The organism is Winogradskyella sp., assembly GCF_028289625.1.
Taxonomy (GTDB): Bacteria; Bacteroidota; Bacteroidia; order Flavobacteriales; family Flavobacteriaceae; genus Winogradskyella.
The window spans coordinates 95,211-111,203 of record NZ_JANQOM010000039.1 but is presented as its reverse complement, the minus strand read 5'-3'; the positions used below and the strand labels follow the sequence as shown (position 1 = coordinate 111,203).

The window sequence follows — 15,993 nt, the reverse complement described above, 5'->3', positions numbered from 1 at the left end:
TATATTACTTTAATTAAACATGGTTTGTTTGCACACAAAACCAACATTTATTAAAGTTGAAACTAAGAAGCGATAAGTTCGTTAATTTCTGAAACTATTTTTTTTATTGAAAACGGCTTTGTTAAATATTTATCAGCTCCTAGTTTTAAGCCTTTTTCAATATCGGAAGCTTTATTTTTTGCTGTTAAGAATACGACTTTAGTATCCTTTAACTGATTATTGTCTTTAATCGCCTTAAGTGTTTGATAACCATCTACTTTAGGCATCATAATATCCAACATAATTACATCGGGAACTACACGTTCTAAAATTTCTAAGGCTTCACTCCCATCTCTTGCAATATACACTTCAAAATTATGTTTTTTGAACGTGTATTCTAATGTCATTACTATATTGGGTTCATCGTCAACGATGACTATTTTTTTCATTACTTTAATTATCTTACAATTTACTTAAAAGGTAGCTTAAAACCAAAGGTTACTCCACTTTTTTGACTATTTTTTGCCCAAATTTTTCCATTGTGGTTTTCAACGATCTGTTTACATATTGCCAGACCCAATCCACTACCCTCAGGTTTTTGAATATTCTGGTTTTTTGACTGATAGAATTTATCAAAAATATAGGGCATATCTTGGTTGGGTATACCTTTTCCATTGTCTTTTACCGTAACTTCCAAAAAGCCCTTATCATATTTATAATCGACTACAATTTTACCTTTTTTAGCATTACAAAACTTAATGGCGTTCGACATAAGATTGGTTAAAACCTGTACGATACGATCCTCGTCATACTCGGCATAAACATCACTCAAATTAGAGTGAATGAGCTTGACTTGCTTTTTATCGGCTATGTGATACAGACTGTCAACAGTTTTTTGAATGGTATGTCTAATATTATGTCTCTGAATATTGAGTTGTGTTCTGCCTTTAGAGAGTTTTTCGAAATCTAAAATATTATGAATCAACCTTGAAAGCCTATCGCTGTCTTGCAGCATATTCTTTAAAAATTGACCTTTAATCTCGGGCGGCATATCGTCGTCGTCGTCCATAAGCAATTCGGTCGTTGCTCTTATACCAGTTATAGGTGTTTTTAGTTCATGTGCTACAGTATCCAAGAATTCGTCTTTTTGTTTATCCTTTTTAAGCAATTCTTCGTTGGCTTCTTTTAATTGATTGGTAAGCTTTGTTAACTCATTAGACTTGTCCCTAAGTAGTTTATTTCTTGCTATAGTTTCTTTAGATTCTTCGAGAATCTTTAGGACTTCAACTAAACTCACTTCGTCTTCTTTTACCACACTCGAAATCAATATTTTTGCTGAGGCGCTGCCAATACTTCCTGTTAACAATTTTTCAGAAAAATTAATCAATCTGGCGTCGGCCATCTGAGTATCTAAGGGTAAATCATATTTTCTAAAAAATAGATTTAAAGCACGCTCTGTTCTAGCCTCCCCTAAAAACTTAATCAGCACTTTTTTTATTTCAGCAACATAAGCTTCTCCTTTCCAAACCAAAGCTCCATCTTGTAAATCGGAATAGTTTCTGCTATCTACGTACATTTCAGCATAGTTACGCTCTCGGTAATTTCCTTTAATCAAGACAGAAAATGTAACATAACAAAATACATTCACCAATAGACTCCAGAAAAATGCATGTGCTGGTGGACTTAAGAAATCTATTCCGAATAAGGCATGTGGTCTTAAGACCTTAACATGATTCAAACCATTTTGAACAAGTTCTTCAGAACCCGTTAATGCTTGAATGGAAAATGGCAAAATTAAAGTATAAAAAACAACTACTAAACCAGCAATAATACCAATTATGGTGGCTTTAGATGAACCTCTATTCCAAAACAGTCCTATAAAAAATGAAGGGGCTAATTGCGCTATGATTACAAAAGCCATGAGACCTATAGAATACAGGGATAGCTCAAAAGAGAAATTGACATAAAATGCATAAGCAATTATAATGATCGAAAAAATCGAAATACGTCTTATGTTCTTTATGTATTTGGCATTTCGCTCTGGATGGCTCTTTACAAAATAATCCAAAAATCCGTAGGGAATAACCAAGTTGTTACTCACCATAGTCGATAAGGCCAACGTCGCCACAACAACCATTGAGATGACCGCAGAAAATCCACCCAAAAAGACCAAAACCGATAAAAAGGTGTTTCCATTTTGAAGTGGCAATAACAAAGCGTAATATTCTGCTTGATCTGCATTGCCAATAGTTAAATTTCCTGCCCAAGCAATAAAGATTACAAAAACATTAAAGAGCAAGAGGTATAATGGAAACATCCAAATGGCTCCCTTTAAGTGTTTTTCCCGAACATTCTCCACAACTGAAACTTGGAATTGGCGCGGCAATAAAAAAATGGCCATAAAGGATAGCATAATTGTATAAAGCCAATTAAACCCTCCCTCAAAGCCATCTATTGTTATGAGAGATTTAAAATTCTCCGATTGGGACATTTTAGAATAGATATCTTCTGTACCATCAAATAAAATATAGGTTACATAAATGCCAACAAACAAAAAGAATGTAAGCTTTATAATGGATTCAAAAGCTACTGACATTACAATCCCTTTATGCTTTTCGGAAGCATCCGTAGTCTGGGTACCAAAAAATGTTGCAAACACTGCTAATAATAAAGCAATATAAAATGTTGAATCGTCATAAACCGACGTTGACACATAACTCGTGTCATCCGATAAAATCTGAAAAGTTTCAGAAACTGCCTTGAGCTGAAGAGAAATATAGGGTACAATAGCCATAAGGCAGACAATAGTAACAAGTGCCCCTAAAAACCGATGGTTGCCGTAACGTAATGAAATAAAATCCGCTATTGAACTGATCTTATGCTGTTTTGAAATTCTTATGATTTTTCTGAGTACTACTATCCAAAGTGGAGCTGCAATTACAGGCCCAAGATAAATAGGCAAAAAATTAATACCGGAATTGGCCGCAATACCTATACTGCCATAATAGGTCCAAGCCGTACAATACACCGCTAAAGAGAGAGTGTAGACTATCGTATTATTTACCCATTTACTTTTTGAGTTCTTTTCGGCAATAAAGGCAATGAAAAATAATGCCGCCAGATAAATAATTATGATAATAAATAAAACGTAATTACTCATAATGACGTTTTAGAATAAGATAAGAGACCACTATAATGACTAACCAAATGCTAAAAATTGAGAGATAAAAGGTGGGGATACCAAATACTTGACCTTCATGATTAAAAACTAAAAGAAAAGGAACGTTTAAAATAACGAAAGCTGTAATTGATAGTATGATTAATTTTTGCTCGTGTCTTTTTTTCATTGGTAACTAAAATACAAAAAACAGTGTTGCCACAAACAACACTGTTTTTACTAACTAATAAAACTTGTCAACTAGTGACTATGTGCTTCGCCAGCACCAGATGGTATTCTTATATTTTCAACAATTTCCTGAACATGTTGTGGTGGTGCAGGTGTCATACGCGACACTACTACCGACACAACAACATTTACAAGCATTGCGATAGTTCCGAAACCTTCAGGCGAGGTGCCAAACCACCATTCGCTTGCCGGTCTAGGGTCGAAACCACCTATGAGGCCTGTTTTATATCTAATCATATAGAATAACATCAATGTGATTCCCACAATCATACCTGCAATCGCACCTTGCTTATTCATACGTTTATCAAAAATCCCAAGAATAATGGCCGGGAAGAATGAAGCGGCCGCTAGCCCAAAGGCTAATGCCACAACCGCAGCCACAAACCCAGGTGGATTCATACCAAAGTATCCTGCTACGATGATAGCACCAAGAATAGCGATACGTGCTGCCCAAAGCTCGCCTTTCTCGGAGAGGTCTGGCTTAATCTGTTTCTTAATTAAATCATGTGAAATAGAGGTTGAAATCACCAACAACAATCCTGCGGCCGTTGATAGTGCTGCAGCCAATCCACCAGCGGCTACCAATGCTATAACCCAATTTGGCAGTTTAGCAATTTCAGGATTAGCTAATACCATAATATCACGATCTACATAAAGTTCATTTGCCGAATCGGTCGCATTGGAAATGGTACGCTCGCCATAAGTTCCTCTGGCTTCATTGAATATAGGTTTTTTCCCCTCAATAGCACCACCAGCTACATATTGAATCTTACCATCTCCATTCTTATCTGTCCAAGCTATAAGGCCACTATCTTCCCAGTTTTTAAACCAGGCTGGCACTTCTGTATATTCTGTATCTCTGACAGTCTCGATTAAATTGGTTCTAGCAAATACGGCAATGGCAGGAGCCGTCGTATAAAGTATAGCAATAAACAATAAGGCTAAACCAGCCGACTTACGTGCATCCTTTACCTTAGGTACGGTAAAGAAACGTACGATAACGTGTGGTAACCCTGCTGTACCAACCATTAAGGCTAAAGTGATAGCAAAGACATCCCAAGGGGATTTACTACCGTCTGTATATTCCTTAAACCCAAGTTCTGTATGCAGTCGGTCCAATTTGTCCAGAAGCAGTTCACCTCCTTCAACACTTCCTCCCATTCCCAATTGTGGTATGATATTTCCTGTCATTTGCATTGAAATAAAGAATGCAGGCACCATAAATGCGAAAATTAAAACACAATATTGTGCTACCTGTGTGTATGTAATGCCTTTCATTCCTCCTAGGAAAGCAAAGACTAGTACAATAGCCATACCGATAGCTACACCCAAGTTAATATCGACTTCCAAGAATCTAGAAAACACCACTCCTACACCACGCATTTGTCCGGCAACATATGTGAATGACACTAGAAGTGCACAGATTACAGCTACTGTTCTCGCTGTGTTTGAATAATAGCGATCTCCTATAAAATCAGGAACGGTAAACTTTCCAAATTTCCTAAGATAGGGTGCCAATAATAACGCTAATAATACATAGCCACCTGTCCAGCCCATAAGATAAACTGAGCCATCATAACCGGTAAAGGAAATGATTCCTGCCATCGAAATAAACGATGCTGCACTCATCCAGTCTGCCGCTGTAGCCATACCATTTGCCAAAGGAGAAACACCTCCACCAGCAACATAAAAGTCTTTTGTTGAGCCTGCTCTAGCCCAAATTGCAATTCCGAAATATAGTGCGAATGTGATCCCAACTAATATCCATGTCCAAGTTTGTACACTCATAATATTTTATTTTTTTGGTTATTAGTTAAGACTATTCGTCAAAACCGTATTTTTTATCTAGTTTATTCATAATGCGAACGTAGACGAAGATTAAGATGACGAATACGTATATGGATCCTTGCTGAGCAAACCAGAAGCCTAGTTTAAATCCACCAAGTCTAATTTCATTTAAAGCATCTTTAAAGAGGATGCCACAGCCATAGGACACTACGAACCAAATGACTAAGAGTATGGAGAGGTATTTTACATTCTCCTTCCAATATGCTGTTGCATTTTTTTGTTTATCTGACATAATAATGTTAGTTTATAAGAATATATGTGTTTGAATTGTAAAGACATTTCTGTTTTCAGCTCCCATGGCTCCACTTTTACCAGTCAAAAATTCGGCCGTGATCTTGGCGAAATGACCGTTGATGAAATAGTTTAAACCTACACCAAATTCGTTGGCGTCATTGGGTGTGAAATCAAGAGACTGTGAATTGTATTTCAAGTAAGGCATTAGCTTGACATTTCGAAACAGAAGCCCCACTTGACCATGAATGATAGAACCTGAGGAAGGCACCAAGCCGCCACCAGGAGCACCTGCAGTATCACCATAATTATAATTGTAATAAGCACCTAAAGCACTTATAGCGAACTTATCGTTTAATGGCGCGTCATAAAAAACATCAAAAGCAGCATGGAAAACGTCTTCTCTATTATTAAGATCGTTTACTGCTAAGGCATCTGGATGGTAGTGGAAACCTGCTCCTATACTCAGTACTTTCTTTTTCCCTAAGTATGTACCCACTAAATAGGGCAACTTATCGGATTCCTTGTCAAATATGTCATATTTAAAATAACCTGCATAGTTCCATGTTCCCGTCCCTATACTATTATCGACTTGAAAAGTTGGTGTAGGACCTAAGTTATCTGGAATGCCATCGTCATTATCATCAGCGCCAAAATTATTTCTGGCATTATTTACAGAAACTCGATATCCAAACTTCCCTAGTGAACCTTTAGCGTATATACCTAAATGACGCGCAAATTGGTCGCTAGTCGTAATATTGGACCAAGGAAATAACCTAGCGTCAGATACGGAAGCACCTCCTTGACCACCTGGATTATCCAAGGTCATCATATTTAACGTACTTTGGTTAGTAAGTCGAGAAATTCCATTCCAATAATGCAAACCCGACCCGACATGCAGTTTTTCTGGTACCACTGCAAATTCCGCCCAGGCATCGTGTAAAAACAACAAACTACGTTGATTATCTGATTGAGAGTTTGGATTAGCAGTAAGCTGATTAGCTCCTAAGCTATTCAAACCAAAATGAGTTAAAATCAAAAAACGTGGTGATATTTGTGCATAAGCCAACACTCTTGACCTTCTAATAGAGAATTTCGGCCCCTTTTGTTCTGATCCACCTTGAAGCCACATTTGATGCCACAGAATAAATCGGATGTATTTACTACCATCATCATTCAATTTTACTTGTAATGGCTTGTAAGTATGATCCGGTTCGGAATCTTCTTGTTGTCCCCAACCCGCAAATGGTATAAAAAATAGTGCAAGTAGAAACAAAGCTAAACTTGTTTTTTTCATAAATTTTAGTGATTTAGTTAGTTACAATTGGTTTTGTGTGCACCACTAAGCTCCTAAAAACAAGTTCTAAAAAAAAAGTTAATATAGTTTTTTGTTAATTAAGTATATATTTTAACTCAAAAATCGATTCTTAAAGAAGACGTTTGAGCTTAGACAAAATGAAGTACTCCCATTTAAAATCAAAACTAATCCCTAAAACGCTCCCATTTTATGAGCATAAACTTATCCCCAAGCTCTGTGACAAGAGCTCCTGCGCCAGAAAGGTTTTCAGAATTCGAAAAAAACCTAGAGAGTTCCTCAGCATTTAATATTTTGTATGTTGGGTGGTATTTGGAGTTATAAGGTCGCTTAATGTTAAACTTCTTCACCCAGTTCATTACACTGACATGGGAAATTCCCAAGATGCGCTCAATTTCACGATATGTGAGTCCTTCCAAGTAAAGCTGCAAAGCCTTATTAACGTAATAATCATCAATCTTTTTACCTAGCTTATTCACTGTAAAATAGTAATTACAAGACTTACATTTATAACGTTGTCTATTACCGACTATCCCACTTTTCACATTATTATCAGAACCGCAGTTTGGACAAAGATTGATTTTCATTATTATATATATTAATTTAGCATAAATATACTAATTTAGCAAAATATATACAAACAAAACGAATCTGTTATAGCCTAAAGTAAAAGTGATCAAACAAAATATGGCCTAATCTTGTTTTTTTAGTTTTCTAAAATATGTTTTTGCCTCTTGTACAACCTTTGGTGCCAACACTATAGTAGCGACCATTGTTGGGATGGCCATAAAAGCAAATACACCATCAATAAAGTTAATCATGGCCTCAAAAGGAGTCGTTGCTGCCAAAACGATACTTATAATGTACAAGTAGTTGTAATAATGCTTTCTGTCTGCACCAATTAAAAAAGACATGCATTTCTTACCATAGTAGGCATAGCTAAATAATGACGATATACTAAAAAAGAATACACAAACCATCAGAAGGTATTGGCCATAAGGAAGTGCGTCCTTAAAAGCTGATGCTGTAAGACTGACTCCATTATCTGATGTGGTTTGCCAAACACCAGTAACCAATATTGCTAAAGCTGTTAATGTACAAACAATCAAAGTATCGATTACAGGACCCAACATTGCGACTAAACCTTCTCTTACTGGCTCATCGGTTTTAGCCGCACCATGAGCCATTGGTGCAGTTCCTAAACCGGCTTCATTAGAAAATGCACCACGCTTGATACCATGTAAAATTAATGCCCCTAAAACACCTCCTAAAAAAGGTTGATCTGCTGGAAAGTAATTGGCCGCAAAGGCATCAGTAACAATCAATTTTAAATATTTTGGGACTTCAGCATAATGAATCCCTAGGATAATAAGTACTAACACAAAATAGAGTATAACCATCGAGGGTACCATTTTAGATGCCCAATTACTAATACGATGAATCCCACCAAGAATAACAATACTTGTCACAATCACCAAAACAATAGCAATACTGAGATTGGTGTTGAAGGTCACTTCTACTCCATTTGGAATTAAGATGATATCATTAATGGCCTGTTTAAGTTGATTGACATTAACCACAGGAAGGGCCCCCAACATTCCAAAAACACTGAATAGTATGGCTAAAATCTTCCAATTCTGACCCAAGCCTTCCCTAATAAAATACATCGGACCTCCTTGCAACTCTCCCTTGCTGTCTTTGCCTCTATATAATACCGCTAAAGTTGATGTGAAAAACTTGGTACTCATACCAACAATGGCGCTCACCCACATCCAAAACATAGCGCCTGGTCCACCCACCGAAATGGCCAAGGCAACACCAGCAATATTTCCCATGCCAATGGTAGACGATAAAGCCGTACTCAAAGCCTTAAAATGTGAAATCTGTCCTGGATCATTGGGATCATCATACTTCCCTCTAAGGACATTAATGGCATGGCCTATATATCGAAACGGTAAAAACTGAGAACGAATGATGAGATATAAGCCACCACCTATTAACAAAATCAATAAGGGTAAGCCCCAAGCTAAAGATGAAAAGGCTGCTGTAAAATCCTCTAATGTTTTCATGAGGTTAAAAATAGCAAATCCTTTATAGTGTTAATAATATTTGGAAAGCAACCTCTGTAAGGTATTAATTTTTATAAATTAAATACTAACTTCGTTTCTGTGTGCTGAACTGGTTTCAATATTGTCTGATATAAGCTATTTAAACATCTCAAATCGTTAAAGATAAATACAATCCAAAAAAATCACTATCTTTCATAAAAGCTAAATCAACATGAGTACATCCGATACTAGCCATCATGACGATCGCATTGCAAAAATGAGCTTTGCATCCGTATATCCACATTACGTCACTAAAGTGGAAAAGAAAAATAGAACTAAAGCAGAATTACACCAGGTCATCGAATGGTTAACAGGCTATGATGAAAAGAAACTCAATGCTATCATCGAAGCAAAAACTAATTTTGAAACCTTTTTTAAAGAAGCCATGCTAAATCCTAATGCACACCTCATAAAAGGCGTCATTTGTGGCTATCGCGTTGAGGATATCACCAACCCGACAACACAACAAACAAGATATTTGGATAAATTGGTTGATGAATTGGCTAAGGGCAGAAAAATGGAAAAAATACTTAGGTCATAAGCATTTGCCAATTATCATAACTACAAATGCCCAAAACCTTATATCGCATTTATGTCATAGAGTTATCCAAAAGGGTTTATACTGAAAGCACAAAGTTTAGAACAGCTAATCCACAGTTTAATGGTGTGCTGGAGTGCCTTTATGTAGGCATGACCAGTAAAACACCCAAAGAGCGTTTTCAACAGCACAAAACAGGCTATAGGAATAAAAAAGGCCATAAAATTTCTTCGAATATTGTAGAAAACTATGGTCTTTATTTAAGACCAAGCCTGTATATACATATAGATCCCTTTTTGTCTCGAGAAGAAGCACTAATAGCCGAAAAAGAAATCACTCTAGAGCTACGACGCTCTGGCTATGCCGTTTGGTCTAATTAGCCACCAAAAACCTTTTTAGTGTTTCTTCATAAATAGCTTCATACTTTGGAACTATTTTATGAATATCAAAATTTTTGGATTGGACCTTAGCATTAGCTTTAAACTTGTTTAAGGTTTCCGCATACTTCAAAATCTTTATGGCATTTGATGACATATCCTTAACCGCATTGACATCACTTAAGTAACCCGTATAACCATCCACATTAACTTCAGGTAATCCGCCTGTATTTGTTGATATAACCGGAACTCCACTGGCCATGGCTTCTAAGGCTGCTAGTCCAAAACTTTCAGTTCGTGAGGGTAGTAAGAACAAATCACTGAAGCAAAGAATTCTATCTATCTCATAACTGTTTCCTAAGAAAACGACCTTATCTGTAATTCCTAATTCTTCGGTCAATAATTCTGCTCCCTCTTTTTCTGGCCCTTCACCAATAAGCATAAGTCTTGCAGGTAATTCCTTTTGAATATTATAAAAGATTTTAATCACATCAGGAATTTGTTTTACCTCCCTCATATTACTAATATGTGTAATAATACGTTCGTTATCCTCTGCCATCATGCCACGTTGGCAATCCGTAAAATTGTGTTCGTGCTTATCTAGATCGATAAAATTTGGTACGACATGAATATCTTTCTTAATGTCGAAAAGACGTAAGGTGTCTTTTTTTAAGCTTTCAGACACTGAAGTTACCGCGTCAGATTTGTTAATGCTGAATGTTACTGCAGGTTTATAAAATGGATGGCTTCCAACCAAAGTAATATCTGTTCCATGCAAAGTCGTCACAATTGGTACGAGAATGCCCTCATCTAAAAGCATTTGTTGTGCCATATAAGCTGCATAAGCATGAGGAATTGCGTAATGGACATGCAATAATTGAATACCATACAATTTTACCATATCGACCAACTTGCTTGAGAGTGCCAATTCATAAGGTTGGTAGTGAAATAATGGGTATTCAGGTACATGTACTTCGTGAAAATGTACATTATTGCTTAAGAGCTCTAACCTTACGGGTTGGCTATAGGTTATAAAATGAATTTCATGACCTCGTTTAGATAGTTCTAATCCTAATTCCGTGGCTACTACTCCACTTCCACCGAAGGTTGGATAGCAAACAATTCCTATTTTCATTTAAGTATGGTTGTTACTAATTTGAGAGGTTAAAGTTAGACGTTTTATGTCTTCAATACTGAACTTTAAGATTTTTTAACTTACAGTCTAGTCTTAAATTATTCAATAATGGCTTCATAAATTAGGCGTTGGATTTCGGTTCTAATGTTTTCCCTGAGCAGCAAGTTTTTACCGGCTTCAGGATAGGTTCTATTCGCTAAAAACACATAGACTATCTCTTCTTCAGGGTCTGCCCAAGCATAGGTACCTGTAAATCCTGAGTGTCCAAAACTAGTCATCGATATACAGCCGCATGTTGGCCCTTCTTCTCCTAATTGCGGTTTATCAAAGCCAACTCCTCTACGGTTATCTTTTTCACAATAATAACAGGTATTGAACTTATCTAAGGTTTCGGCTTTTATATAGCGTTTACCACCATAAAACCCTTTTTGCAAATACATCTGCATAATTTTAGCAACATCATTAGCATTACTAAAAATACCTGCATGCCCACCTATTCCACCTTGCATGGCAGCTCCCATATCGTGTACATAACCATGTACTTCTTTATAGCGATAATACGCATCTATCTCGGATGGAACAATATCCTTTAAACTAAAACTCTTTCGTGGATTGTAAGTGGTATAATTAGCCCCAAGAGACTTATAATAGCGATCTTGGGTGATGTCGTGCAACGATTTATCATAAAACCCTTCTAAATAGTCTTTAAGAATATAGTACGGCAAATCACTATAACGATAACGCAATCTAGATAATAATTCACTTTCTTTAATAATCTCTCGAATAGAATCCTTGTAATCATTACGCATAAAAAGAGTGTTAGTCACCTCTACATTAAACTCCTTTGAGCGCTTAGATCTGTAATACTCTCGGTCTGGTTTTTTGGTAACCGAATCTAATGTTGCATAATAAAATGGAATCCAAGGCTTTAATTGCGCATAGTGGGACAACATCTTTCTTAGGGTAATGTTCTTTTTATTTGATTTTTTATACCCTTCCATTAAGTCGCCCAATTTGGCGTCTAATGATACCGAACCTTGCCCTTCCAATTCCATTAAAATCGGTAAAGTCGCTAAAATCTTAGTTAACGAAGCCACATCATAGACATCGTCAAAATCTACCCTGTTCTTTTTTGCATAAGTGTGATAGCCAAAGTTTTTATTATAAACTACTTTACCTTTTCTGGCTACCAAAAGTTGGATGCCTGGTGTCATCCTATTGTTTACCGCGTAGTTTGCGACTGAATCGATTCGACTCAATAATTCAGAATCCATTCCTACACGTTCAGGAAGACCATAGCCCAAATTAGATATTGAATTATAGGTTTCGCCCGAACCGACTGGGAAAAATTCGCCAGCACTTACGGGCAATTGACCCAAAGCATTAATAGCCCCAAAAATAAGCTGTGCGGATTTCTCTTGCGCTATTTTACTGTTTTGGTAGCTCATTACTATGCCTTCAATATTCTCTATAGACCGTAGCTCATTTAAAGCGTAGGGTCTTGCAAAGACATCTAAAATTACAATATTGGTCCTCGCAATTTCATACAGCCATGCTAATTCCTTTTGCGTAAATCTGTACCCTTTCCAAGGATTGTCATTAGATTTATGAAAACCAACAACCACGGTATTGTAATTCTGTAATTTTGCAATTAGGCCGTCTAACTTATCAGCCTTTATGTGATGAACTTTGGTGTATTTCTTTAATTCATCATAAAAAACTGAACCTGGAGCATCACCGAGCTCTATATAAGCTATGTTTTTGGTTTCTAAATCGCGTAATGGTAACAATGAATTTTTGTTTTTCAGAACAGTTATAGCGTTCTCCATCAGCTCTTCATATAGTATGTCATCCTTGATTCTATTGAGATCATTGTCAAGATTATAAAGACCCGTAGGAGAATATTTATGCAAACCTACTTTATATTTTGCCATTAAAACCTTTTTTACAGAATGTGACAAGCGTTCCTCCGTAATAATGCCTTCGTCATAAGCTTCAATAAACTTAGCAATACCCAATTTTGGGTTTTCTGACATTAGCATCACATCATTACCAGCCAAGAATGCCATCAAGTCTATTTCACCACCTTTGGTCAAAGTCTTGGGGGTAATACCATCAACGCCTTTCTCAACATAATCTGCTGCACCTTTCATTGTTAATGCATCTGTAAAGATAAGTCCCTTAAATCCGAGTGAATCTTTCAAAATATCCGTAACAATATGCTTGGATAATGAGGACGGAAACCCACGTCGCTTTTCTAAACTTGGTACATTGAGATGCGCCACCATAACGCTCGAAAGCCCATCTTTGATTAACTTTCTATAAGGATATAATTCAACGGAATCAATTCGTTTTTCGCTAAATGATACCGTTGGGAGTGTTTCATGCGAATCATCTTCTGTATCACCATGTCCAGGAAAATGTTTGGCATTTGCCAAAACCCCTGCACTTTGCATGCCCTTCATAAAAGCCAAACCTTTCGCCGTAACATTATCCCTGTCTTCACCAAAAGAGCGATTACCGATTATCGGATTTTTAGGGTTGGTATTAATATCTACTACGGGAGAAAAATTAAAGTGAACACCCAATCGCTTACAATGCTCACCTATCTGACGCCCTGTTTGTTCAATGAGTTTATTATCCGATATTGCTCCAAGAGTCATGTTCCAAGGGAATGCATAGGTAGAATCCAACCGCATACTTAGGCCCCATTCGGCATCCATACCAATCAACAATGGTAGTTTTGAAGCTACTTGCAATTGATTGTTGAGTCTGGCTTGTCGATACGGTCCACCTTTAGAATAAATAATACCACCAATACCTTCTTCCTTTATGAGACCTACGATTTCATTATTGACCTTATCGCTATTCTCAGACATCACCTGAACCATGAATAACTGACCGATGCGCTCTTTAACAGACATTGCGTTGTAAATGCTATCCACCCATTTTTGCTGTTCTATAACATCTTTAGTGTGCAATGGATGATTACCTTCCTCTTGGGCGAAAACAATCTGAGTAATAAAATACAATAGAATAAGGGACAAATAACGCATGAACAATCTTTTTTCGTAATAGATTAATTAACGAATATCATGCCAAAATAGCATAATTAATAAGAAGTAAAAAGACTTTAGGATACTTTTATAAACTGCGTAATTAACAGTTTTAACTACTTCATCAAATCAATATGGCGATCGTGGTAACCTAATAGATATAGAACGCCATCTAATCCAATGCTCGAGATAGAATTTTGCGCATTATCCTTAACTTTTGGCTTTGCATGAAAAGCAATTCCCAATCCAGCTAAATTAAGCATTTGCAGGTCATTGGCACCATCACCAACCGCAATGGTCTGACCAATGTCTATACCCATGTTTTTGGCTAAAAGCTTTAGATAATCGGCTTTTTTGTTGCCATCTACGATATCTCCAATATAACCTCCAGTTAATTTACCATCCTCAATTTCTAACTGATTGGCATAAACAAAATCGATATCTAATTTTTCCTGTAGATAATGTCCAAAATACGTAAAACCACCAGATAAGATTGCGGTTTTGTAACCATAATAATGTAGGGTATCTATTAAACGCTTGGCGCCTTTAGTAATGGGAAGATTCTCGGCAACATCCTTTAAAACATTTTCACTCAAGCCCTTTAAAAGTTTCATACGTTTTCTAAAGCTTTCTTTGAAGTCGATCTCACCTTGCATAGCTGACTCTGTAATCGCTTTGACTTCTTCTCCAACTCCTGCACGTTCTGCAAGTTCATCAATGACTTCGGTCTGAATCAACGTCGAATCCATATCAAAGCACACCAACCTACGGTTTCGTCTAAACATGGTGTCTTCTTGAAACGCAATATCTACATCCAATTCCTTAGAAATATCCACAAACCGTTTTGTAAATTCAGATTTATCGGTCAGTTTTCCTCGTATGGATAATTGGATTGAAGCTCTTGGGTATTCTTCTTCCCTCACTAATGAGGTTCTCCCTGTTAATCGCTTTATAGAATCGATATTCAAACCTTTTTCCGAAATTACCTTTGTAACTTCAGAAATCTGCTCAGCGGCAAGTTTTTCACCTAGAATTGTAATAATATACCTGTCTTTACCTTGGAGACTTACCCAATGTTCGTAATCCTCTAAGGAAATTGGTGTGAATTTTGCCGTAATGCCCAGTTCATAAGCCTTGAACAATAAATCCTTTAATACAGCAGCAGACTTTTTACCCGATTTAATTTCAAACATCATCCCTAGGGATAAGGTATCGTGAATGTTAGCCTGACCGATATCTAAAATCTTAGCATCGTATTCGGCTAGCACACTGGTAAGACCAGAAGTCAATCCTGGTTTGTCTTGTCCCGAAATGTTTAACAAAAATATATCCGTAGCCATCTTAATGGAAGTTGTCTTTATTAATTCTTGATATTCAGGCGGTAAAAATGACTATTCTATTTGAAAAATAAAAATTATTTGGCATGCGAATACTGCAATAATTCACTAAAATTCATACCAATTCTTCAATAACTAATAGCTATTTAATGAAGCGACTGTGCCAACTCTCACTTGCAGGTACTTCCCAATTCTCTTTAAATTCCGCAATATTACTAACCAAATTATTAAAGACTATGGTGTTTTTTGAAACCGAATTGTTTTTCGCCATTTTTTTGAAATCCACCAACGGTTTGTAAGCAATAAATTCTCCTTGTTTAAATGACACATTCATTTTATCCATAAGATCTACATTATAGGCTTTCTCTAAATCTTGAATAAAATGTACAGAGGCATCAATTGAACAACCAGTTGCCATATTCAAGTTTTGATTTAATGCTATAACTATAAACCGTTTATATACAATTTTATAGCCTGCCTGTAAGTCTTTCCCATGGGCTGTCCAAGCTTTAATAAATGCTTCAATTTTAGTATTTATTTTCAGGATTTCTTCGTCAGTAAATGAACGATTGGCTTGGTATATCCAAACTCGTGATTCTTCAGGTAGGTCGTTAAAATCTACTAGCATAATGATTTTAAAAAATTAGAGTTCAAATTTAATGA

13 protein-coding genes are annotated in these 15,993 nt (G+C 36.5%); 2 read left to right on the top strand and 11 right to left on the bottom strand.

Features of this window, described 5'->3' with window-relative positions; translation table 11 throughout:
* Positions 1-62 precede the first annotated feature (62 nt).
* The 7 genes from Q0992_RS08565 to Q0992_RS08535 form a co-directional block, all read right to left on the bottom strand.
* Positions 63-428 carry a response regulator transcription factor gene (locus Q0992_RS08565; RefSeq protein WP_299522472.1) on the bottom strand — a complete coding sequence of 122 codons (366 nt, stop codon included), beginning with the start codon at positions 426-428 and terminating at the stop codon, positions 63-65.
* A gap of 20 nt (positions 429-448) precedes the next feature.
* A complete protein-coding gene (locus tag Q0992_RS08560; RefSeq protein ID WP_299522469.1) occupies positions 449-3,139 on the bottom strand; it encodes a sensor histidine kinase in 2,691 nt (896 codons plus the stop codon).
* Positions 3,140-3,397: 258 nt separating this feature from the next.
* Positions 3,398-5,173 carry a sodium:solute symporter family protein gene (locus Q0992_RS08555; RefSeq protein ID WP_299522466.1) on the bottom strand — a complete coding sequence of 592 codons (1,776 nt, stop codon included), beginning with the start codon at positions 5,171-5,173 and terminating at the stop codon, positions 3,398-3,400.
* 31 nt (positions 5,174-5,204) lie between these two features.
* Positions 5,205-5,465 (bottom strand): DUF4212 domain-containing protein, encoded by a 261-nt coding sequence (locus Q0992_RS08550; protein WP_299522463.1) that lies wholly within the window; start codon positions 5,463-5,465, stop codon positions 5,205-5,207.
* Between the two features lie 12 nt (positions 5,466-5,477).
* Positions 5,478-6,761 (bottom strand): hypothetical protein, encoded by a 1,284-nt coding sequence (locus Q0992_RS08545; protein WP_299522460.1) that lies wholly within the window; start codon positions 6,759-6,761, stop codon positions 5,478-5,480.
* A 185-nt stretch (positions 6,762-6,946) separates the two neighbouring features.
* A complete protein-coding gene (locus tag Q0992_RS08540) occupies positions 6,947-7,366 on the bottom strand; it encodes a helix-turn-helix domain-containing protein (protein WP_299522457.1) in 420 nt (139 codons plus the stop codon).
* 105 nt (positions 7,367-7,471) lie between these two features.
* Positions 7,472-8,848, bottom strand: coding sequence for a sodium:alanine symporter family protein (locus Q0992_RS08535; protein ID WP_299522454.1), 1,377 nt, complete (start codon positions 8,846-8,848; stop codon positions 7,472-7,474).
* A 211-nt stretch (positions 8,849-9,059) separates the two neighbouring features.
* On the opposite strand from Q0992_RS08535, the gene Q0992_RS08530 reads away from it, so the two are divergent.
* Both Q0992_RS08530 and Q0992_RS08525 read left to right on the top strand, forming a co-directional pair.
* Positions 9,060-9,428 (top strand): DUF2200 domain-containing protein, encoded by a 369-nt coding sequence (locus tag Q0992_RS08530; protein ID WP_299522451.1) that lies wholly within the window; start codon positions 9,060-9,062, stop codon positions 9,426-9,428.
* 26 nt (positions 9,429-9,454) lie between these two features.
* The gene (locus Q0992_RS08525) at positions 9,455-9,805 is read left to right on the top strand and encodes a GIY-YIG nuclease family protein (RefSeq protein ID WP_299522448.1); all 351 of its coding nucleotides are present in this window, start codon (positions 9,455-9,457) and stop codon (positions 9,803-9,805) included.
* Here the strand turns inward: Q0992_RS08525 and bshA are convergent.
* The 4 genes from bshA to Q0992_RS08505 all read right to left on the bottom strand — a co-directional run bounded on the left by bshA (position 9,798) and on the right by Q0992_RS08505 (position 15,958).
* Positions 9,798-10,937, bottom strand: a complete 1,140-nt coding sequence (bshA, locus tag Q0992_RS08520) for an N-acetyl-alpha-D-glucosaminyl L-malate synthase BshA (RefSeq protein WP_299522446.1) — start codon at positions 10,935-10,937, stop codon at positions 9,798-9,800. The genes Q0992_RS08525 and bshA overlap by 8 nt on opposite strands.
* Before the next feature lie 98 nt (positions 10,938-11,035).
* Entirely contained in the window at positions 11,036-13,993 is a 2,958-nt protein-coding gene (locus Q0992_RS08515) for a glycoside hydrolase family 3 N-terminal domain-containing protein (protein WP_299522443.1), read from the bottom strand.
* Between the two features lie 116 nt (positions 13,994-14,109).
* Positions 14,110-15,333: a phosphoserine phosphatase SerB gene (gene serB / locus Q0992_RS08510; RefSeq protein ID WP_299522440.1), complete on the bottom strand. Its 1,224-nt coding sequence runs from the start codon at positions 15,331-15,333 to the stop codon at positions 14,110-14,112.
* 139 nt (positions 15,334-15,472) lie between these two features.
* Positions 15,473-15,958, bottom strand: a complete 486-nt coding sequence (locus Q0992_RS08505) for an ABC transporter ATPase (protein WP_299522437.1) — start codon at positions 15,956-15,958, stop codon at positions 15,473-15,475.
* Between the last annotated feature and the right edge of the window lie 35 nt (positions 15,959-15,993).

Bases quoted from the DNA above. Each gene is read 5' to 3' on its own strand.
- Q0992_RS08565 (WP_299522472.1), bottom strand. From the start codon at position 428: ATGAAAAAAATAGTCATCGTTGACGATGAACCCAATATAGTAATGACA.
- Q0992_RS08560 (WP_299522469.1), bottom strand. From the start codon at position 3,139: ATGAGTAATTACGTTTTATTTATTATCATAATTATTTATCTGGCGGCA.
- Q0992_RS08555 (WP_299522466.1), bottom strand. From the start codon at position 5,173: ATGAGTGTACAAACTTGGACATGGATATTAGTTGGGATCACATTCGCA.
- Q0992_RS08550 (WP_299522463.1), bottom strand. From the start codon at position 5,465: ATGTCAGATAAACAAAAAAATGCAACAGCATATTGGAAGGAGAATGTA.
- Q0992_RS08545 (WP_299522460.1), bottom strand. From the start codon at position 6,761: ATGAAAAAAACAAGTTTAGCTTTGTTTCTACTTGCACTATTTTTTATA.
- Q0992_RS08540 (WP_299522457.1), bottom strand. From the start codon at position 7,366: ATGAAAATCAATCTTTGTCCAAACTGCGGTTCTGATAATAATGTGAAA.
- Q0992_RS08535 (WP_299522454.1), bottom strand. From the start codon at position 8,848: ATGAAAACATTAGAGGATTTTACAGCAGCCTTTTCATCTTTAGCTTGG.
- Q0992_RS08530 (WP_299522451.1), top strand. From the start codon at position 9,060: ATGAGTACATCCGATACTAGCCATCATGACGATCGCATTGCAAAAATG.
- Q0992_RS08525 (WP_299522448.1), top strand. From the start codon at position 9,455: ATGCCCAAAACCTTATATCGCATTTATGTCATAGAGTTATCCAAAAGG.
- bshA (WP_299522446.1), bottom strand. From the start codon at position 10,937: ATGAAAATAGGAATTGTTTGCTATCCAACCTTCGGTGGAAGTGGAGTA.
- Q0992_RS08515 (WP_299522443.1), bottom strand. From the start codon at position 13,993: ATGCGTTATTTGTCCCTTATTCTATTGTATTTTATTACTCAGATTGTT.
- serB (WP_299522440.1), bottom strand. From the start codon at position 15,333: ATGGCTACGGATATATTTTTGTTAAACATTTCGGGACAAGACAAACCA.
- Q0992_RS08505 (WP_299522437.1), bottom strand. From the start codon at position 15,958: ATGCTAGTAGATTTTAACGACCTACCTGAAGAATCACGAGTTTGGATA.